This is a genomic window from Rhodococcus sp. I2R, from assembly GCF_020889545.1.
Lineage (GTDB): Bacteria > Actinomycetota > Actinomycetes > Mycobacteriales > Mycobacteriaceae > Rhodococcoides.
Window position 1 is genome coordinate 54,326 of sequence record NZ_JAHUTG010000025.1, and the last position, 20,471, is coordinate 74,796.

Genomic DNA, 20,471 nt, shown 5'->3' on the forward strand with positions numbered 1-20,471 from the left:
GCGGATCGAGCGTGCGTCAGGCTTGGACTTCGCTCCGGTCGCCGCTCCACAGGGTGTGGAACTTGCCTTCGGAGTCCACTCGCTCGTAGGTGTGTGCACCGAAGAAGTCGCGCTGGCCCTGCGTCAGCGCTGCAGGCAACCTTTCGGCGCGAAGTGCGTCGTAGTACGCCAGCGACGAGGCGAAGGCAGGTACCGGAATGCCGAGTGAAGCGGCGGTCACGACGACTCGTCGCCAGCTGTCGATCGCATCCTCGATCGCATCTCGGAAGTACGGCGCGAGAATCAAACTCGGCAGGTCGGCATTGTCGTCGTAGGCATCCTTGATGCGGTTGAGGAACCGGGCGCGAATGATGCAGCCGCCGCGCCAAATGGTGGCGAGATCGCCGGGGTGCAGGTTCCAGTCGTACTCGACACTGCCGGCGGCGATCTGGTCGAAGCCCTGGGCGTAGGCAACGATCTTGGAGGCGTACAGAGCTCGGCTGATGTCGTGGGTGAACTGCTCGGCGTCGGACGGCTTTGCCGCCAGAGTTCCTGAGGCGAGACCGACGGCGGCCTTTCGCTGACCGCGCGAGCCCGACAGCGCGCGAGCGAACACGGCCTCCGCGATGCCAGTGACCGGCACTCCCAGATCCAAGGCCGCCTTAACGGTCCAACGGCCGGTGCCCTTCTGCTCTGCGGCGTCGACGATGACGTCGACGAGCGGCTGACCGGTCTTCGCGTCGACCTGGTTCAGTACCTCGGCTGTGATCTCGACGAGGTAGCTCTCCAGATCGCCCTTGTTCCATTCGGAGAAGACGTCCGCAACCTGTGCGGGGGTGTAGTCGAGAGCGTCGCGAAAGAGGTGGTAGGCCTCGCCGATGAGCTGCATGTCGGCGTATTCGATTCCGTTGTGCACCATCTTCACGAAATGACCGGATCCGTCGGGTCCGATATGCGTGCAGCACGGTGTGCCATCGACCTGCGCGGCGATTGATTCCAGCAGCGGGCCCAGCGCCTTGTACGAGTCGGCTGGTCCGCCGGGCATGATCGATGGTCCGTTGAGCGCGCCTTCTTCACCGCCGGAGATCCCAGCGCCCACGAACAGCAGTCCGCGCTCCTTCATCGAAGCCTCGCGTCGAATGGTGTCGGTGTAGAGAGCGTTTCCACCATCGATGATGATGTCGCCCTCTTCCATGGCGCTCGCCAACTCTTCGATCACTGCATCCGTCGGGTCGCCGGCCTTCACCATGATCAGGACCCGTCGCGGCTTCTGGAGCGCACCGACGAATTCCTCGATGGTTTCGGTGCGGACGAAGTTGCCTTCACTCCCGTGCTCGGCGAGAAGTGCATCGGTCTTCTCGATGCTGCGATTGTGCAGCGCGACCGTATGTCCGTTCCGTGCGAAGTTCCTGGCGATGTTCGAACCCATCACGGCGAGTCCGGTGACGCCGATCTGGGCAAGGTCCGTCTTTTCCACTGCTGAGGTCATGGGTACAGCTTTCCTTGCCGAGCCGTCGGAGGAAAGTCGGGGGCTCCTGCGGCTGCGACACCTTCTCGTCCACCGAGCCTGTTCGGGCGCAAACGAAACCGGGCGCCGCCTCGAATTCTCATTCGAGGCGGCGCCCGGTGTGCCGTGCTGTGGTTCAGCGGTCACGCATCAGCTATTGCGTGCGGGACCGTCGAAACCGTCGTACGAACGCTGGTCGGTGCGGCTACGGAATCCGCCCGATCGAGTGTCGTCGCCCTGGTAGCCGCTGGTGCGGGGACGGTCACCTTGGTAGCCGCCGGTGCGGGGACGGTCACCTTGGTAGCCGCCGGTGCGGGGGCGGTCGCCCTGGTAGCCGCCGGTGCGGGGACGGTCGCCCTGGTAGCCGCCGGTGCGGGGGCGGTCGCCCTGGTAGCCGCCGGTGCGGGGGCGGTCGCCCTGGTAGCCGCCGGTGCGGGGACGGTCGCCCTGGTAGCCGCCGGTGCGGGGACGGTCGCCCTGGTAGCCGCCGGTGCGGGGACGGCTGTCGCGGCGGTCACGCGGGCTGGAGTTCTCTGCACGCAGTGCCTCGCCGGTCGGCTTCTTCGCGCCCGTGATGGAAGACAGTTCGGTCGAACCTGGCGAGACATTCACCGAGGTCGCTTTGACTCCGGCCATTCCCGTCAACTTCTGAACCTGTCGACGCTGATTCGGCAGGACGATCGCAACGACAGTGCCCTTTTCGCCGGCGCGTGCCGTACGGCCGGCACGGTGGAGGTAGTCCTTGTGGTCGGCAGGCGGGTCCACGTGCACGACGAGATCGATCCCGTCGACGTGGATTCCGCGTGCGGCCACATCGGTAGCCACCAGAACCGGGGTTCGGCCATTCTTGAATCGATCGAGCACGCGGGTGCGCTGGTTCTGGGCCTTGCCACCGTGGAGCGACTCAGCGGCGATGCCGAGTGCGCGCAGACGGTCGGTGATGCCGTCGCAGCCGAGCTTGGTGCGCGCGAACATGATCGTGCGACCCTCGCGTGCCCCGATCTCGGACAACACGATGTCCTTCTGGCCCCGGTCGACCATGAGCATGTAGTGGTCCATGGTCCGGACACTGGCCTTGCCGTCCTGCGTCGAGTGTTCGACATGGTCGGGCAGGAACTGGCGAACGATGGACTGTACTTCGCGATCGAGAGTGGCGGAGAACAGCATTCGCTGTCCATCTGCCGGAGTGTCGGAGAGTACGGCGCGGACCTCGGGGAGGAATCCCATGTCGGCCATCTGGTCGGCTTCGTCCAGCGCTGTGATCTCGATGGAATCGAGCACGCAAGTACCTTGCCGCAGATGGTCGGCGAGGCGACCCGGAGTTGCGACCAGAACGTCGACGCCGCGACGCAGTTGCTCGACCTGCTTGTTGAATGGGGTGCCGCCGACTGCGGCGCGCACCGTCAAGCCCTGGGCACCGGCGTACGGTGCCATCGACTCGACAACCTGGAAGGCCAGTTCACGGGTAGGGACGAGCACGAGTGCGCGCGGCCGCTTCGCGGATGGGCGGTCGGTATGCAGTGCGAGACGGGCAAGGATGGGCAGACCGAAGGCCAGCGTCTTGCCCGAGCCGGTTTGCGCGCGGCCGAGCACGTTCTTGCCGGCGATCGCGTCCGGTAGAGCCTTCGCCTGGATGGGCGAGGGGATGGTGATGGAGTTTCGTGCGAGCGCCGCGACTACGGGCTCGGGAAGTCCGAGTTGGGCGAAGGTGATGACGTCGGCCGCGACAGACGAATCAGCGCCTGGAACCTCGGGTGTAGCAGAAACGTCGGGTGTACTAGTCAAGACAGCGTGAGTCACGCAGTTGAACCTCTCCGGATTGCGGGCACGCCACAGAGCAACAGCTGTACAGAAACACCCGCGAGAGGGGCACAAAAACAGCTACAACACATTCATGACGAGCCAGGGCACTGTCACCTGGCCATCCATGCGCTTTCTCATATGCGCAAAGTGGGGCTGTTTGTGCCTTCGATTTACTAGGCCGCAATGGCGACCGTGTTCGAGTGTACGCGACCGGTGTTCGATTCACCGACTCGAACGGATGTGAGGTAGCCGACTCTTTTCGACACTCAGTGATGCCGGATGAGTCGGCTGAGTTCGACCAACCAGGGCATCGCAACGAAAATCGTGGGAACGATCAGGATGATGGCGGCCGCGACGTAGGCAGCGGTACCTCTTCGTGCATCGTTTCCTGGCCCAGCGAGGCGTTGTACTCGGATCAGGGTGCTCGGTCCACCTGCGGCGAGTGCTCCTCGCGGTGCAGTGGAGCCCGCGCAGGTGACGAGCGCCCGCGCGAGGGGAGTGGGGCCTGTGGCTTTGACAGCCGAATCGTCGGCTAGGAGCTCTACGAGCAATTGGACACTGCCCAATGCCGATTTGCTTCGAACGATTCGGGGAAACGCTTCGTTGACAGCCGTGAACGCCTCGAGAACGAGGTCGTGACGCGAACGTAGATGCGACCGCTCGTGGCTCAGAATTGCGAGCACCTCGGACGGATCGAGACTGGCTAGAACACCCTCGCTGAGAACTACGCGCTGACGGAGCCCCGGCAGGCAGTACGCGATCGGTTCGACCGCGTCTAGAACACGAACGTCGGCATCGCGGATGCAGGGGAAAGGGCGACCGTTGTCGGTGCTGCGGTCGAGCAGGTCGACAAGCACTCGGTGGCGTGCTCGTCGCCGCCGAGTGCGGACCGCAACTCGAACGATGGAGTACATCAGCTTTGCGCCGATCCCCAGGGTGATGGCGAGCACGACGATGTAAAGGAGCCACAGGGGAAATCCCAGTGCTTCGATCTCGTCCGTAGGCGCTGTCGTAGGTCGACCGTCGGGACCCGGAACGAGCAGTAGACCGCCGATGGCCAGGCCCGAGCTGAACGCCGAGAGGACCGCGGCGATGGCGATTGCCTGCCACAGGACGAGGGCGGCCCGGGGCGCCAAGTGAGTCCACTTCGCACGGCTCAGAAACGCAGGAACCGGCCCCGCGAGCAGCAGGGCGAGTACCGCGAAAACCAGTGCGGTGGTGGAGTTCATTTCCTCACTAACCGAGGGGAGGGGTCAATCGGACTTTCCGTCTGCGACGAGAGCGTGGGAGGGCTCGTCCGATTGTGCCACTTCCAAGGCAGCGAGTGCTTCGCGGAGGGCGGCTGCTTCATCGGCGCCGACTCTGCCGACGAAGTGCACCAGGGCAGCGGCGCGTCCACCGGACTCGGGGGCCTGCGCCAGGGCGTCGACCATGAGGCTGGCAACCAGCTCGTCTCGACCGTGCAGGGGGACGTAGCGATGAGCTCTGTCGTCCCGCTGCTGCACGACAAGTTGTTTCTTGGCCAGACGCTGTAGCACCGTCATCACTGTCGTATACGCGAGCTCACGGTGGGCGGAGAGCGCCTCGTGCACCTGCCGCACGGTCTGGGGCTCCGAAGAATCCCAGAGATGATCCATCACTGCGCGCTCGAGTTCCCCTAGACCAGCCATTCCTCTGAGTCTACGGGTAGTCCGACGCAAATGCGTACTACTCGGGGTAGTACATGAAATGCAACCGTTGTGTGATCCGTCATAGGCGACTCGCCGCCAGTTGTGCGACACCACGCCGATCAGCTGAGAAGAGTGCTTATTCTGCATTCATGTCATGGCCACGACGTCTCGACCGAGTCCGGTGAACTGGCTCGCGTCGCTCTCGCTGGTGAGCGATACGACCTCCGCCGTCGCATCGGTGGCGGGAGTCCTCGGTGCAATCTGGCTCCTTGCGTGCCGAAAGCGCTGGTATCTGCAGCGAGCGCTCCCCGCTTGCCTCCTCGGCGCGGCAGCGGTGACGCTCGCGATCTACCTCGTCGTGGAGAAGCTGTGGCGGCCGTTTCCCGATCCGATCGAAATCCCCATCTACGTATGGATAGGCGTCGCACTCGCGGCCCTGCTACTGATGGTTCCGCGGACGCTCGCCGCTCGGAGGGTTCTCACCCGCGTCGTATCGGTCTTGGCGGCTCTGCTGGTGGTGGTCGCGGCCGCAGCTCAGATCAACATGGTGTTCGCGGCATATCCCACGGTGGGTTCACTGTTCGGCCTCGCCGACGCCAACAGTGTGAGCCTCGATCAGGTGCCCGGACCGGAGGCTGATGTGGTCACCGGCAGCCCCCTCGACACGGTGTGGTCGCCCCCGCCCTCACTGCAGACCGAAGGAGAGCTGACCTCGGCGACGATCGAGGCCACCGCGTCGAATTTCTCGGCTCGCCCTGCCCAGATCTACCTGCCGCCCGCCTACTTCGCCGACCCACGTCCGCTTCTTCCTGTGCTGGTGCTGCTCGCTGGGCAGCCTGGGCAGCCCGAGGACTGGTTGAACGGGGGAAAGCTGGCCGAGACGATGAACGACTTCGCCCGAGATCATGCCGGTCTGGCACCCGTCGTCGTGGTTGCCGACGCGACGGGTTCCACCTTGGCCAACCCGCTGTGCGTGGATTCACCGCTCGGCAACGTCGACACGTACCTCTCGCGCGACGTGCCGACCTGGATCGAGTCGACGTTTCAGGTCGACCCGAACCCTCGAAGCTGGGCCATCGGGGGCCTGTCCTACGGCGGTACCTGTGCAATCCAGATGGCGACCAATCACCCTGACATCTACCCGACCTTCCTCGACCTTTCGGGGCAGATCGAACCGACTCTCGGTGATCGCAGCCGCACCGTGAACGAGGCGTTCGGCGGGGACGAGTCCGCGTTCGAAGCCGTCAACCCGATGGATCTGCTCGAAACGAAGCGGTTCCCCGACTCGGGTGGCGCGTTCGTGGTCGGCGCCGACGACGACGAGTACCGGGCCGGCCAACAGGCGATGTACAAGGCAGCCGAAGCGGCAGGCATGGACGTTCGATACTCGGAAATACCCGGCGGCCACAGTTTCGCAGTCTGGTCCGAAGGTTTGAAGCAACAGTTGCCGTGGTTGATGCAGAGAGTAGGTCTGATCTCATGACCGGTCCCGTCGACAGTGCCCCCGAGATGGCGTCCGACAGTGTCCCCGAGGACGCGGTTTCCACGCCATCGTGGTTCGCCCGCCGCAGCGCCCGAGTCGAACATGCCTGGCGCGCTGTATCGCGGCAATTCGTGCGACTGCGCGCACTCGTGGTCTTCGGCGCAAAGGGTGCACCGATCAGCATCGCTTTGTTCTTCGTCGTGTCCGCTCTGGGCGTGCTTGCACTGTTGATCGGCGGGGACACGGTCCGCAGACAGCTCGCCCTGGGCATCGTGGCGTTCGAACACCTTCGAATCTGGACCGTTGTAACCTCCGGTCTGCTGGCGCCCGGGGTGATCGGGTACGTCGTGTTCGTCGTCGGCGTCTTCGTCGCCGCCGCCCCTATCGAACGCCGGATCGGTTCACGCAAATTTGCCGTGGCAGCGGTAGCGACCCAGGTTCTCGGTGCCATAGCAGGTCTCGGTCTCGCGGCTCTTGCTCGTTTGTTCGACGCGAATTGGGGCTTTCGCCTGCATGTCGGTACGGCTGTGGGTCCGACCACCTGGATTGTCGGGGTGGTGATGGTGGCCAGCTCGCGGATGGACACCCTGTGGCGTCGGCGCATCCGGGTCGGTCTCCTTGCGCTGTTGATCACCTTGGCACTGTTCAGTGGCCACCTCCAGGATGTCGTTCGGCTCGCAGCTGCGGTGGTGGGTCTGTTGCTCGGCCCCGTCCTTGTCGGCAGGTCCGCGCGGGGTCCGCGCTTGGCCGGCACCCAGCGCGAAGGCCGTGTCCTGGTGGCGCTCGTGGTCGCCGCAAGCGCGCTCGGGCCGCTGCTCGCGGCGCTCAGCCCGAACGCTGTGGGCCCGTTCGCGGTGTTGCGTGAGGTGATTCGTGGCGTGCCCTACACACCGGGTGAGGTGCGCGAAATCTGCGCGGATTCCCCGGGCGACGCGGAGTGCCGTACCGGGTTGTTGGAGCTGCGTCTCGGGGGAGTGGGGCCGACGATCCTGTCGCTGATGCCCTCGATCTTTCTGCTGTGCCTCGCCGACGGTCTACGCCGCGGGCGGGCTGCGGCCTGGTACGCGACGGTGGTCGCCCAGTGCGTGCTGCTGGTCGTCTCGATAGCGAACTACGCGATACGTTTCGTCGAGGCCGGCGACAACGACTCGGTCTTCTACGGTCTCGACTCGCCCACGGCCTACCGCACGATCGTGCCCTTTCTGCTGCCGCTCGCGGTGCTGGTGGTACTCCTGTTGACACGCAAATACTTCGACGTGACCGCGCCACGCGGTACTTACCGAAAGTTCACCGTGATCGGAGCCGCGACGGCCGCGATTCTGGCCTCGCTCTACGTTCTCGGAGGGCTTCTCGCCCGGGGTGGATTCGACAACGAACCCACAGCTGCGGCTCTGATCGGCGACTTCCCGCAGCGACTTCTCCCACCTGTCTATCTCCAGTGGCTCGATCCACGATTCCTCCCGGAAAGCACTCTCGCGACGGTGTTGTTCGAGTGGACCGGTGTGTTGTTCTGGGCCGTGCTGTGTATCGCGATCCTGAGCACCTTCTCGACCTCGGCGGCCGATTCCGACAAGGGTGCAACCAGTCGCGCACGGGCGACTCTGACCTCGAGCACGGGTAGTGCGCTGTCGTGGATGACTCTGTGGAAGGGCAACACGTATTGGTTCTCACCGGATGGAACCAGCTTCGTCGCGTACCGGGTGATCGCCGGTGTCGCTCTGACGACGGGCGATCCGGTCGGGCCGCGAGAGCGGCTGCGCGAGAACGTCGTCGACTTCGCCGAGTTCGCATCGACCAACGGCTGGATACCGTGCTTCTACTCGGTCACACCGCAGGTACGCCAGATCACCGATGCTCTCGGATGGGGCGGTATCCAGGTAGGCGAGGAAACGGTCCTCGATCTCGAGAATCTGGCATTCACGGGCCAACGTTTCCAGGATGTTCGCACCGCGCTGAACCGTGCGAAGAAGGCGGGGATAAGCGCGGAATGGGTCAGCTTCCACGATGCACCGCTCGCGATCACGGACCAGATCACGGCGATCTCGGAGGAGTGGGTTGCGGACAAGGGAATGCCGGAGATGGGGTTCACGCTCGGCGGTCTGGACGAAGTCGACGATCCGCACGTGAGGTGTTTGATCGCGGTCGACGAACACAGAACGGTGCACGGCATCACATCGTGGATGCCGGTATACGAGAACGGCAGGATCGTCGGCTGGACCTTGGACTTCATGCGTCGACGGTCGGAGGGGTTCCGGCCGACGATGGAGTTCCTGATCGCCTCGGCTGCGGTGTCGCTGAAGGAGGAGGGCGTGCGCATTCTGAGTTTGTCGGGGGCCCCTCTCGCGAAGGTCGTTGCAGATCGTGGAGCACAGTCGGGGCCCGAGGCGTCAGCGGAGACCACCGACGAGCTGACGTTCTCCCGGGTCCTCGATCGGCTGCTCGACCTGCTGGGCAGGACGCTCGAGCCCGTGTACGGATTTCGGTCGCTGCTTGCATTCAAGGCGAAATTTCAGCCGCGGTACGAACCCATGCACATGACGTTCGCCGACCCCGCCGCGCTGCCGAGCATCGGGAACGCGATCGGTCGGGCCTATCTCCCCGACGTGTCGCTGGGAGATGGCATGCGACTGCTCAGAACCATGATCGAACGTTAATTGCCGGGCGCCATCGACTCCGACGCCTCGACGGGACCACCGACCGATCCGTAGACGTGACGGGTGCCGATCGGCACGATGAGCGGGCGATCCGAGACAGGATCTTCGATCACGCGTGCCTCTAGTCCGAACACGTCGAGCAGGAGCTTTTCGGAGATCACGTCTTGCGGCCTTCCGGCCTCGACGATCTTGCCCTGGGACATCACGATCAGTTGATCGCTGTAGCGTACGGCGAGGTTGAGGTCGTGCAGCACCATCACCACGGTCCGCCCCAACTCCTCGTGTAGACGATCGACCAGGTCGAGGACCTCGATGGAGTGAGCGAGATCGAGGTACGTCGTCGGTTCGTCGAGGAGAAGGATGTCGGTGCCCTGCGCCAACGCCATCGAGATCCACGCCCGTTGACGTTGTCCGCCGGACAACTCGTCCACCGGTCGGTCCGCGAGATCGCCGACGCCGGTCAGCTCGAGTGCGTTCGCGACCTGGGATTCGTCGTCGGAGCTCCACTGACGTATCCAGGACTGGTGAGGGTGGCGACCTCTCGACACGAGATCGCCGACGGTCAAACCCTCTGGCGCGGTCGGTGCCTGGGGCAGCATGCCGAGAACACGCGCGACATCTTTCGTGCGCATCGAAGTGATGGCTTTGCCGTCGAGGATCACTCTTCCGGACTTGGGTTTGAGCAGTCTTCCGAGAGACCTGAGCAGGGTGCTCTTGCCACACCCGTTGGGGCCGATCACCGTCGTGATGACTCCCGCGTGGATCTGCACGTTCAGCTTCTCGATGATGACGCGGTCGCCGTAACCGAGGGTGAGATCTTCCGCGACGAGTCGCGACGATTCGAAGGTGGTCATGCGGAAACCTTTCGGTTACTACGGACGAGCAGATAGAGGAGAAAGGGTCCGCCGAGCGCGGACGTGACGATGCCGACCGGCAATTCGACGGGAAGCACTGTCCGCGCGATCAGGTCGCTGCCCACGACAAGCAGCCCGCCCATGAGTGCGGACGCGAGTATCGGGGGTCCCGGAGTTCGAAGGATGCGAAGGGCAATCTGAGGTGCAGCGAGCGCGACGAAGCCGATGGGGCCGGCGGCCGCGGTCGCGATCGCCGCGAGCGCGACCGCGGCCAACAACAGCGATGCTTGTCCATGCTGCAGGCGCACACCGAGTGATCGCGCGTTGTCATCGCCCAACCGAAGCGCGCCGAGGGTGAACGTGGACAGGAGTACGAAGCCGCCGACGGTGACGATCGCGACCAGCACGGGCCACACCGTCGACCAGTCTGCGCCGTTCAGTGATCCGTTGAGCCACAGTTGCGCGCGCGAGACGTCGTTGATCTCCGCACTGATGAGCAGCCATCCGATCGCCGCGGTGAGCATCGCGTTGATGGCGATACCGACGAGAATCAGTCGAAATCCCTCGACCCCGCGTTTCCAGGCGAGCGCGTAGATGATCATTGCGGTGGCTACACCGCCGATGAGAGCGGCGAGGGGGAGTCCGAGTGTGGCGAGCAGACCGACGAAGGTACCGCCGCCGCCGAGCACGATCAGCGCGACTGCCGCTGCGCTGGCACCTGCCGTGATGCCGAGGATGTCGGGACTCGCGAGTGAGTTGCGTGCGATGGACTGCGTCACCGCCCCGGACATACCGAGGGCCATTCCGACGAGAATTCCGGTCAACGACCGGGGTAGACGAAGGTCGATGACGATGAATCGATCGATACGCGAACCTCCACCCAGTAGGACATCGATCACTTGCGGAATGGACAGCGGGAAGTCGCCGCGGCCGATGTTGATGCAGAACATCAGGAAGAGCGCGGTGAGCATGGCGAGGGTCAGCAACACCATGATCGGTCGCCTGACCAACGAGACCGGACCAACGCGGAACGCCGGTCGCGAAGGCACACGGTGACCCGGAGCGTCGACGGGCGCTGAAACAGGTTCTGCTTCGGTGGTCACAGGCTTGCCAACTTTCGACGACGAACCAAAGCAATGAAGAACGGAGCACCGAACAGTGCAAGGACGATGCCGACTTGCAACTCGCCTGGCCGGACCACGACGCGGCCGATGACATCAGCGACCAGGAGCATCACCCCGCCCATCAGACCCGCGTACGGAACCAGCCAGCGATAGTCGGGTCCGGTCACCACACGGGCGATGTGCGGCACGACGAGGCCGATGAACGCGATGGGGCCGCAGGCGGCGGTGGCTGCGCCGGTGAGCAATGTGATGGCGACGATGCCGACCGTGCGCGTGAGTGCGATGTTGGTGCCGAGGGAGCGGGCGACGTCGTCACCGAGACTCATGACGTTCAGGCCCGGGGTGCTCGCCAATGCAATGAGGACGCCGATCACGAGAAACGGCAGCACCTGCCACAGCACGTCGAGGCCGCGGCCCGCGACCGACCCGACGGACCAGAATCGGTACCCGTCGAGGCTCGTCTGATCGAGTATGACGATGGCGTTGGTCATCGCCGCGAGAAAGAAGGCGACGCCCGCCCCGGCCAGCGCCAGATTCAACGGGCTCGCGCGGCCGTTTCCGATCGACGAGAGCCCGAAGACGACGACGCTGGCGAGCGCGGACCCGGCGAAAGCGAACCACAGGTACTGGCTCGGGGAGTTGAATCCGAACAGGTAGATCGAGAGAACCACGAAGAATGCTGCGCCGGCGTTGAGTCCGAGCAGCCCCGCGTCGGCGAGTGGATTGCGGGTGTGTCCCTGAATCAACGCGCCGGCAATGCCGAGTGCGATGCCCACTACGAGAGCGAGCAGCGTCCGTGGAACGCGGAGGGTCCGCACGATGATGTCGGTGTCGGTGCCCGTGCTGGACAACAGCGCGTGACCGATTTCGTCGAAGGTCAGAGGTCGGGCGCCTATTGCGATACTGGCCAGGATCGCTGCGGCCAGTGCGACGGCCAGCACGATGAGACCGAGTATGCGGCGTCTGCGGATGCCCGCCACCGACGTGTCCTGGGGAACCTGTTCGAACAGTTCGTCGATGGCGGTTTTCTCGTGGACTACTTCGCTGGTTCCCCGGCCGATTCCCATTCTGCGGAGCGCAGCGCGCTTCGCTCCGATCGCGTCGCCGCTCACGCTGTCCCGGACGATGAGCGAGGCCCATCGTTTGCCGGTGCTCTGTCCTTCCCGGCCCTCTCGGAAGCCCACGTTCCAGCTGGCCACACCTGCAGTCACCGCCAGCGCGATACTGCCGAACACGAAGCGATCGGCTTGGCCGCCACCGTTGGCCTCGCGCAGGGAGTCGACCACGGACCACCCGATGGCGAGAGGTATCAGCACGATCGCAAGGTCGACGATCGCTGCCCACGCTCGCGGTGTCCACCGCGCCTGACCACGAGGGATGTCCTCGGTGGCGAACGCGTCGTCGGAATCGAGGCGCGGGCCCACCGACAGCGCGGTGAGATCCGGAACCGACGAGGTGACCGGGTCGGCAGATGGTGTCGTCGTCACTGCGTGATGACTCCTCGCTGTGATAGATGGCGCGTCTTAGGTTACGGAACCCTTGTTCGTAGTGTGCGCTCAGGTAAGGGAAGGCATGCCGTATAGCGGCTACCCGAGTCCCGCACCCCGCCTACTAATGGTTAGGCTAACCTACATCGAACGAACCGAAGGTTCATGATGTCGACTCGAGGGAGTGTTCCGGTGTCCGTAGCAACCACGACTCACGATGCTGTGTCCACGACACGCGATGCTTGGGCCGATGTACGTCGTGCAACCGAACGCGGCGGCCAGGGCGGCCCACTGATGCGCGCAAGCGCGCGACTGCGCTCACTCAATCCCGACTATCCGCGGATGTACGCGGTGGCGACGATGGCGAACGAGAGCAAGCGGCGGTGGTGGCAGCTCGCGGCCGGGCTGGACGACGGCCGCGTGGAGCAGATGGTTGCTCGGTCGATGGAGGATCTCGAAGAACCCGAGTCTGCGGCGATCCAGGTTGCGACGGCCCTGGTGCACGCCGTGGTCGGTCGCGTGTCCGCAATGCTGGTGCTGGAGGGCCGTGCCTGGGACCCCGGCATCGACAACCTGTGGATTCATATGGACAGCGATGGGTGTATCGACTGGGCCGGCGTCACTTCGCCCGTACTGAGGGTGCTACCAGGCGACGCCCTGGCGGATGAGCCGGGTGCGGTGACGCTACCGTGCGAGCAGGCACTCCTGGTGTGGACGGCTCATCGGTGCATCACCTCCCTCGAGGCGGTGCTGCGTTCGTTCGCGAGCAGGTCACCCATCGATGCTCGCGTCTTCTGGAGCCTGGTGGGGGATTCGGTGCTGGGCGCCTCCACTCTCGTTCCAGTACTGGCCGGGACCTATGCGTCGGAGAGTGCGCGGAGGGGTCAGGCGCTACTGGACGCATTCGTCGCGGCGGGCGCCCCCGTCCGAAACCGCCCCGTGCGAAATCGAACCGTGCCGATCGGCCGAACACGAGCGCGTGCATCGTAGGGATTGCTCAATGAGGTAAGCCTTGCCTATAGTTGGGTAGTCACACACGCGAACGGACCGTGCCGGAGTCCTGAGGGCTGCAGAGACTCCCGGTCCTTGCGCGGCGGGCCTCACATTCACCGAATGTGAGGCCCGCCGATTTTCCTGCATCCACGGTCGTGTAGTTCTGATTCGGCGGCGGTGATCAATCGTCGTTGCCGGAATGCACACTGGTGCGAGCGAGGAGAACCTGTGAGCGAGACTGAACACGAAACAGCGAATGGTGCACCGAACCTCGGCGATATAGACCCAGCGCAGATGACCGAGCTGTGCGGTCGAGGCTTCGACGGGGCAGTCGGCCTCGAGTACACCGACATCTCCGCCGACCACGTTCGCGCCACATGGGAGGTCACCCCGGCATTGCATCAACCGGCCGGCATCATGCACGGCGGAGTGCTGTGCTCGGTGGTGGAGTCGCTCGCAAGTATCGGTGCAACCGTCTGGCTGGGTGAGCGCGGGCACGTGGTCGGCGTGAACAACAACACGGACTTCCTCCGCGCATCTCGTCAGGGACGCCTCGTTGCCGAAGCGCGGCCGATACATCGAGGTCGAACACAGCAGATCTGGCAGGTCGACATCACCAACGAAGCCGGCAAGCACGTCGCACAGGGCAAGGTACGTCTGGCGAACATCGTCGATACCGAAAGTCTGGGACAGTAGGTCCGGTGACGAACGAAGCCCCCGGGCCCGAGCCGGCCTCCACTGGCGCTCGCCTCACCGAACGTGCGTACGACCGAATCGACACGATTCTCGGGCCGGTCGATGCTGCACTCGCGCGCGACTATCCGGGTGATCGACTCGGTGGACAGCCGATCCACACGGTGTACGTGTCGGCCTCCGATGCCTCGGTGGATCTGCCGCAGCAGTGGGGAAGCGATGCACTGGCTCTGCTCGATGCGAACCGTGAGGTCTTCGACTCGCTGGACTCGGCGGGCATCGTTCCCAGAGTTCGCGAGATCCTCGAACGCAGCCCTGTGCAGGATCTGCGGATCGACTTCGAGGACGGCTACGGCTGGCTCGCTGATTCCGTCGAGGACGATCATGCTCGCCGGGCCGGCCGGGTCCTCGCGAGACTTGCAGCGGATCCGTCGGGGCCGAGCTGGCTGGGTATTCGCCCCAAAGGGCTTGCGCCCCATGAACGCGGTCGCGCCATCAGGACACTCGAGCTGGTGCTGGACGGTGCTGGGGGCGTGCCCGACGGATTCGTCTTCACGGTGCCGAAACTGCGTGCAGTGGAACAGGTCGACGCAGTGGTGGCACTGTGTGAAGAACTCGAGCGCGCTCACGGGCTTGCCGAACGCTCGCTACGGTTCGAGCTGCAGATCGAGAGCCCTCAGGCTGTCGTCGGACGTGACGGCACTGCCACGGTTGCACGCGCATTGGGACACGCCGACGGCCGTTGCACGTCACTCCATTACGGCACTTACGATTACAGCGCAGCATGCGGAATCGCCTCGGCGCAGCAGTCTCTCGCACATCCGGTTGCCGATCACGCGAAGAATGTCATGTTGGCTGCAGCCGCACAGAGCGGAGTCTGGGTGTGTGACGGCTCCACCCAGGTCGTTCCCGTCGGCACACCCGACGAGATGGAATCGGCGATCGTTCGCCACGCCGCACTGGTCACACGCTCGCTCGAACGCGGCTTCTATCAGGGCTGGGACATGCACCCAGCGCACCTCGCGACCCGGTGGACTGCCACGCTGTCGTTCTTCCGGTCGGCGATGCCCGCAGCGGCAACACGGGTGGCGGCATATCTCGACCGCGCTTCGGGGGGAATGATGGACGAGCCGGCAACTGCGCAGGCGCTCGCCGGGGTTCTCGTGCGCGGACTCGACTCGGGCGCGGTGAGCGAACAGGATCTGAAGTCCGTCTCGTCGTCGATCACGCGAGAAGTCCTCGACGCTCTGCTGACTCGGACAGTCGGCGGGGCTTCGTCCCCCGATCCGAAGGCCTGACATCACCGCCGATGTCGGCGTTCGCTGCCGCTCCACGTGAATCGTGTCAGTATTGGCGTCACCGAAAAAGGGCCGATCGACGTGGCCGAGACCGATGAGGATGGAGACCAATGCGGCTGACTCCACACGAGCAGGACCGTCTGCTGATCAGCTACGCCGCCGACCTGGCTCGGCGGCGCCGTGAGCGCGGGCTGTTGCTCAACCACCCCGAGGCGGTGGCCCTCATCACCGACCATCTGCTCGAGGGCGCCCGCGACGGCAAGTCGGTGGCGGACCTGATGGCGACCGGCCGTGAAGTGCTGGGCGCCGACGACGTCATGTCCGGGGTTCCCGAGCTCCTTCCCGAGGTGCAGGTCGAGGCCACATTCCCGGACGGGACCAAACTCATCACCGTGCACGATCCGATTTCTCCGAAACGCGATGACGGGCATCTTGTTCCGGGTGAGGTGATCACCGCCGAGGGCATGATCGAACTCAACGACGGCGCCGATGTCGTGACGATCGACGTGGTCAACACCGGCGACCGCCCGGTTCAGGTCGGCAGCCACGTGCACTTTCCTCAGGCCAACGCGGCCCTCGAATACGATCGGGATCTCGCTCACGGTCGACGCCTCGACATCCCGGCCGGGACGGCCGTCCGATTCGAACCGGGCATCTCGATGACGGTCGATCTCGTCCCGATCGGCGGTACCCGCGAAGTGCACGGTCTGAGCCTCACCCCTCCTGGAAAGCTGGATGCTTGATGGTGCACATGAGCCGGTCCCGCTACGCACAGCTGTTCGGCCCGACCACCGGTGATCGGATTCGCTTGGCCGACACCGATCTGCTGATAGAGGTCACCGAGGACCGCTGCGGTGGACCTGGGCTCGCCGGCGAGGAGGCCGTCTTCGGCGGTGGCAAAGTCATTCGTGAATCGATGGGACAGTCACGTGCCACCCGAGCCGACGGAGCCCCCGATACCGTCATCACCGGAGCTGTGATCGTCGACCACTGGGGGATCATCAAGGCAGACATCGGCATTCGAGACGGCCGAATAGTTGCACTCGGCAAGGCCGGGAACCCGGACACGATGTCCGGTGTGCACCCCGATCTCGTGATCGGCCCGTCGACCGAGATCATCGCCGGCAACGGAAAGATCGTCACCGCCGGTGCAATCGACTGCCACGTTCACTTCATCTGCCCCCAGATCATGGACGAGGCCCTCGCCGGCGGCATCACGACGGTGGTCGGCGGTGGGACCGGGCCGGCGGAAGGCAGCAAGGCAACCACGGTCACACCCGGCGCGTGGCACCTGTCTCGAATGCTCGAAGCTCTCGACCACTGGCCGATGAACATCGTGCTGTTGGGCAAGGGAAACACCGTCAGTAGCGAGGCGATGTGGGAGCAACTACGCGCAGGCGCCTCCGGGTTGAAGCTGCATGAGGACTGGGGGTCGACCCCGGCCGCCATCGATGCATGCCTGCGGGTGTGCGAGGACGCCGGAGTTCAGGCCGCGCTGCACTCGGACACTCTCAACGAAGCAGGCTTCGTCGAAAGCACCCTCGGTGCGATCGCCGGGCGAGGCATCCACGCCTACCACACCGAAGGTGCCGGAGGAGGTCACGCTCCGGACATCATCACCGTCGCCTCGCAAGGACACATCTTGCCGAGTTCGACCAATCCCACACGGCCCCACACGATCAACACTCTCGACGAGCACCTCGACATGCTCATGGTCTGTCATCATCTGGATCCGTCGATACCCGAGGACCTCGCATTCGCGGAGAGCCGCATCCGGCCGTCGACCATCGCCGCAGAGGATCTACTGCACGACCTCGGGGCGATCTCGATGATCGGCAGCGATGCGCAGGCAATGGGCAGGATCGGCGAAGTGGTGCTGCGGACTTGGCAGACCGCGCATGTGACGAAGAAGCGGCGTGGCCTGCTCGCCGGCGATGTCGGTGCCGACAACAACCGCGTCAGGCGATACATCGCGAAATACACCATCTGCCCGGCAGTCGCCCACGGGCTCGATCACGAGATCGGTTCGGTGGAACCGGGCAAGCTGGCGGATCTGGTCCTGTGGGATCCGGCATTCTTCGGCGTCCGGCCGCACCTGGTCGTCAAGGGTGGGATGATCGCCTGGGCTCAGATGGGTGACGCCAACGCCTCGATTCCGACTCCACAACCAGAACTGCCCAGGCCCATGTTCGGTGCCTCCGCGAAAGCCGCCGCAGCGACCTCCGTGCATTTCGTCGCACCGCAGGCAATCGAGGACGGTCTGGCGGACCGATTGAACTGCGACCGCCGACTCGTCGCTGTGGGCAATGTTCGGGCCGTAGGCAAGTCCGATATGCCGCTCAATGACGCGCAGCCACGAATCGAGGTCGACCCGGACACGTTCACGGTGAAGATCGACGGTGAAGTATGGACGGCAGACCCGGCAACGGAACTCCCCATGGCACAGAGATACTTCCTGTTTTGAGCGGGCACACCGTGCGGGATGCCGGAGTCTGCCAGGCGATCTCGTGAGTGCGGCGATCACACGGGTAGCCACCGTCATGTCGCTGGCCGATTCGAGGTTGCCGATCGGCGGTCACGTGCATTCGGGCGGCGTGGAGGAGGCCATCGAGCAAGGACTCGTGCGAGATCTCGTGACGGTCGAGGCGTTCCTGAACAGGCGCCTACGGACCACCGGGGCGGTGTCTGCGTCGATCGCGGCGGCGGTGTGCGAATCGATCGTCGCCACCGATGTCGCCGACGCCGAGTGTGACGCACGAACACCGTCCCCTGCGGCGAGGGCCGCGTCACGCGCACAGGGACGAGGATTGCTCAGGTTGGCGAAAGTCAGCTGGCCCGAACACGATTGGACGGCATTGCCGCCGCGACCCCACCTCGCCGTCGTGCTCGGAGTTGTCGGTCGCGTGGCCGGTATCTCTGGGCAGGATGTGGCCTCGATCCAGGTCTACACCACCATGACAGGATCCGCGGTGGCGGCGCAGCGTCTGCTGGCGCTGGACCCGTCCGAGGTGGCGGCGTGCACCCTCCGTCTGGCGATCACGTGCGACGAGGTCACCGACTCGGTGTGCGCGCATCTGCCCGAGCTCGTCGATCTGTCCGATCCGCTGCTCGATGTGCTGGCCGAGTCGCATGCGCATCGTGACCGGCCCCTTTTCGTATCCTGACCTTCGATCCATCTCAGCTCCAGAAAGGCCATGACATGCCTCCGCATTTCATCGACGGACAACCGCACGACCACGGACTCGGTCGGCCCAAGCGAGTCCGTGTCCCCGGCGAGCCACTGCGGATCGGAATCGGGGGCCCGGTCGGCTCCGGCAAGACGGCGTTGGTCGCGGCCCTGTGCCGAGAACTGCGCGACGAGTTGGCCCTCGGCGTGCTGACCAACGACATCTACACCACCGAGGACGCCGACTTTCTGCGGCGCCATGCCGTACTGCCCGACGAACGGATCACCGCCGTCCAGACCGGTGGTTGCCCGCATACCGCGATCCGCGACGACATCACTGCCAACCTCGATGCCATCGACGATCTCGTCGAGGGCAACCCGCCGCTCGACCTCATTCTCGTCGAGTCCGGCGGGGACAACCTCACAGCCACGTTCTCGTCAGGACTCATCGATGTTCAGATCTTCGTCGTGGACGTCGCAGGTGGCGACAAGGTGCCACGCAAGGGTGGTCCGGGCGTGACGTTCTCCGATCTGTTGGTGATCAACAAGACCGATCTCGCCCCATACGTCGGAGCAGACCTCACCGTGATGGAGAACGACGCAATGCGAGTACGCGAGGGGCGGCCCACCGCCATGATCTCGCTGACCGAGGATCCGGCCGCCACCCTCGTCCTCGAATGGGTCAGGACCCAGTTGAAGGAGACGGCCGACGCCGATGCGCACTGAGCTCGTCATCGAGGCCAGCGCTGATCGCAGTCCACGCATCATCTCCTCGGGAGGATTGTCGGGCCGCCTGACCGGACCGGATACCGTGCACATGATCGGCACGGCTGCAACACCTCTCGGCGGCGACGAGATGCACATTCGAGTCGTCGTGGCAGCTCGTGCTCGGCTCGTCGTCCACAGCGTTGCGGCCTCGGTTGCTCTACCCAGCGCGTCGAATAGGGAATCGTTCGCGCACTGGTCGTTCGAGGTGGACGAGGGCGGCGACCTCGTCTTCGATCCCGAACCGATGATCGTCGCTGCGGACGCGGTTCACCACACCGACACGACCATCCGTTTCACCTCGTCGTCTTCGGTGGAGTTTCGCGAGCGCGTTCAGATCGGCCGCAGCGGTGAGTCCGCTGGGCAGTGGCGTGCGTCGATGCGCAGCGATGTCGATACTCGTCCGCATTTGCGCCACCGTGTGGAGTTGGGCGTCGGGACGACCGGGCACGACGCACTCAACGCCCCTTTGGCATTGTCGAGCACGCTGAGATATCCGGACGAGCGAGCCCCCGACAGTTCCGGACACAGCCTTGTCCGGATGCCGCTGGCCGCGGGAGGATCGCTGACGACCTGCACCGGTTCGAGGCTGGACGCACTACCGTTGATGTCATGACCGATTCGGACACCGCCGGCGTGCTTCGACCGTTCGATCCTGAGCATGTGGCACAAGCGCGTGCGGCCCTCGACGCGGTGGACGATCTCGGTGAGTGGGTGCAGCGATTCGACCTGCTGGGTGACCCGACCAGACTCCGGATCCTGTTGTGCATGCACCGCGCGCCAGGTATCTGTGTCACCGACCTGTCCGCAGCACTCGGAATGACGGCGACGTCGGTTTCGCATGCGCTGCGGCTGTTGCGCAACGAGGGCTGGGTTGCCGTGGCGCGGGACGGTAAGAAAATGACCTATCGGCTCGACGACGAGATCGTCCATCGCATGCTGCACGAACTCGGCGCCACCCATGCACATCCAGTGCGAGAGTGACGCCGAGTTCT

At 64.7% G+C, this 20,471-nt stretch carries 18 protein-coding genes; 11 read left to right on the plus strand and 7 right to left on the minus strand.

Annotated elements, in window-relative coordinates; genetic code table 11:
* Positions 1-16: 16 nt before the first annotated feature.
* The 4 genes from gndA to KVY23_RS21100 form a co-directional block, all read right to left on the minus strand.
* Positions 17-1,468 (minus strand): NADP-dependent phosphogluconate dehydrogenase, encoded by a 1,452-nt coding sequence (gene gndA, locus KVY23_RS21085; protein ID WP_206511471.1) that lies wholly within the window; start codon positions 1,466-1,468, stop codon positions 17-19.
* A 168-nt stretch (positions 1,469-1,636) separates the two neighbouring features.
* Positions 1,637-3,286 carry a DEAD/DEAH box helicase gene (locus KVY23_RS21090; RefSeq protein WP_374108754.1) on the minus strand — a complete coding sequence of 550 codons (1,650 nt, stop codon included), beginning with the start codon at positions 3,284-3,286 and terminating at the stop codon, positions 1,637-1,639.
* Between the two features lie 269 nt (positions 3,287-3,555).
* The gene (locus KVY23_RS21095; RefSeq protein ID WP_230558113.1) at positions 3,556-4,518 is read right to left on the minus strand and encodes a M56 family metallopeptidase; all 963 of its coding nucleotides are present in this window, start codon (positions 4,516-4,518) and stop codon (positions 3,556-3,558) included.
* 24 nt (positions 4,519-4,542) lie between these two features.
* Positions 4,543-4,959 (minus strand): BlaI/MecI/CopY family transcriptional regulator, encoded by a 417-nt coding sequence (locus KVY23_RS21100; RefSeq protein ID WP_206511474.1) that lies wholly within the window; start codon positions 4,957-4,959, stop codon positions 4,543-4,545.
* A 181-nt stretch (positions 4,960-5,140) separates the two neighbouring features.
* On the opposite strand from KVY23_RS21100, the gene KVY23_RS21105 reads away from it, so the two are divergent.
* Positions 5,141-6,442: an esterase family protein gene (locus tag KVY23_RS21105; protein WP_230558128.1), complete on the plus strand. Its 1,302-nt coding sequence runs from the start codon at positions 5,141-5,143 to the stop codon at positions 6,440-6,442.
* Between the two features lie 26 nt (positions 6,443-6,468).
* Positions 6,469-9,096, plus strand: coding sequence for a DUF2156 domain-containing protein (locus KVY23_RS21110; protein WP_230558133.1), 2,628 nt, complete (start codon positions 6,469-6,471; stop codon positions 9,094-9,096).
* Here the strand turns inward: KVY23_RS21110 and KVY23_RS21115 are convergent.
* From KVY23_RS21115 to KVY23_RS21125, 3 genes are all read right to left on the minus strand, one after another.
* A complete protein-coding gene (locus KVY23_RS21115) occupies positions 9,093-9,950 on the minus strand; it encodes an ABC transporter ATP-binding protein (protein ID WP_230558114.1) in 858 nt (285 codons plus the stop codon). The genes KVY23_RS21110 and KVY23_RS21115 overlap by 4 nt on opposite strands.
* Positions 9,947-10,942 carry an iron chelate uptake ABC transporter family permease subunit gene (locus KVY23_RS21120; protein ID WP_230558115.1) on the minus strand — a complete coding sequence of 332 codons (996 nt, stop codon included), beginning with the start codon at positions 10,940-10,942 and terminating at the stop codon, positions 9,947-9,949. The genes KVY23_RS21115 and KVY23_RS21120 overlap by 4 nt, the downstream gene beginning before the upstream one ends.
* A 107-nt stretch (positions 10,943-11,049) precedes the next feature.
* A complete protein-coding gene (locus KVY23_RS21125) occupies positions 11,050-12,498 on the minus strand; it encodes an iron chelate uptake ABC transporter family permease subunit (protein WP_374108755.1) in 1,449 nt (482 codons plus the stop codon).
* Between the two features lie 357 nt (positions 12,499-12,855).
* Between KVY23_RS21125 and KVY23_RS21130 the strand changes: the two genes are divergently transcribed.
* The 9 genes from KVY23_RS21130 (at position 12,856) to KVY23_RS21170 (ending at position 20,460) form a co-directional block, all read left to right on the plus strand.
* The gene (locus KVY23_RS21130; protein WP_230558135.1) at positions 12,856-13,551 is read left to right on the plus strand and encodes a hypothetical protein; all 696 of its coding nucleotides are present in this window, start codon (positions 12,856-12,858) and stop codon (positions 13,549-13,551) included.
* A gap of 297 nt (positions 13,552-13,848) precedes the next feature.
* Positions 13,849-14,250, plus strand: a complete 402-nt coding sequence (locus tag KVY23_RS21135) for a PaaI family thioesterase (protein WP_230558136.1) — start codon at positions 13,849-13,851, stop codon at positions 14,248-14,250.
* A 5-nt stretch (positions 14,251-14,255) separates the two neighbouring features.
* Entirely contained in the window at positions 14,256-15,545 is a 1,290-nt protein-coding gene (locus KVY23_RS21140; RefSeq protein WP_075840282.1) for an aldolase/citrate lyase family protein, read from the plus strand.
* 110 nt (positions 15,546-15,655) lie between these two features.
* Positions 15,656-16,288: an urease subunit gamma gene (locus tag KVY23_RS21145; RefSeq protein WP_075840281.1), complete on the plus strand. Its 633-nt coding sequence runs from the start codon at positions 15,656-15,658 to the stop codon at positions 16,286-16,288.
* Positions 16,288-18,009, plus strand: a complete 1,722-nt coding sequence (locus KVY23_RS21150; RefSeq protein ID WP_075840280.1) for an urease subunit alpha — start codon at positions 16,288-16,290, stop codon at positions 18,007-18,009. The genes KVY23_RS21145 and KVY23_RS21150 overlap by 1 nt, the downstream gene beginning before the upstream one ends.
* Positions 18,010-18,085: 76 nt before the next feature.
* Positions 18,086-18,709, plus strand: coding sequence for an urease accessory protein UreF (locus KVY23_RS21155; RefSeq protein ID WP_075840302.1), 624 nt, complete (start codon positions 18,086-18,088; stop codon positions 18,707-18,709).
* Positions 18,710-18,744: 35 nt separating this feature from the next.
* Positions 18,745-19,437: an urease accessory protein UreG gene (ureG, locus tag KVY23_RS21160; protein WP_075840279.1), complete on the plus strand. Its 693-nt coding sequence runs from the start codon at positions 18,745-18,747 to the stop codon at positions 19,435-19,437.
* The gene (locus KVY23_RS21165) at positions 19,427-20,092 is read left to right on the plus strand and encodes an urease accessory protein UreD (protein ID WP_075840278.1); all 666 of its coding nucleotides are present in this window, start codon (positions 19,427-19,429) and stop codon (positions 20,090-20,092) included. Before ureG ends, KVY23_RS21165 begins: the two co-directional genes overlap by 11 nt.
* Positions 20,089-20,460 carry a helix-turn-helix transcriptional regulator gene (locus KVY23_RS21170; protein ID WP_075840277.1) on the plus strand — a complete coding sequence of 124 codons (372 nt, stop codon included), beginning with the start codon at positions 20,089-20,091 and terminating at the stop codon, positions 20,458-20,460. The genes KVY23_RS21165 and KVY23_RS21170 overlap by 4 nt, the downstream gene beginning before the upstream one ends.
* Positions 20,461-20,471 lie beyond the last annotated feature (11 nt).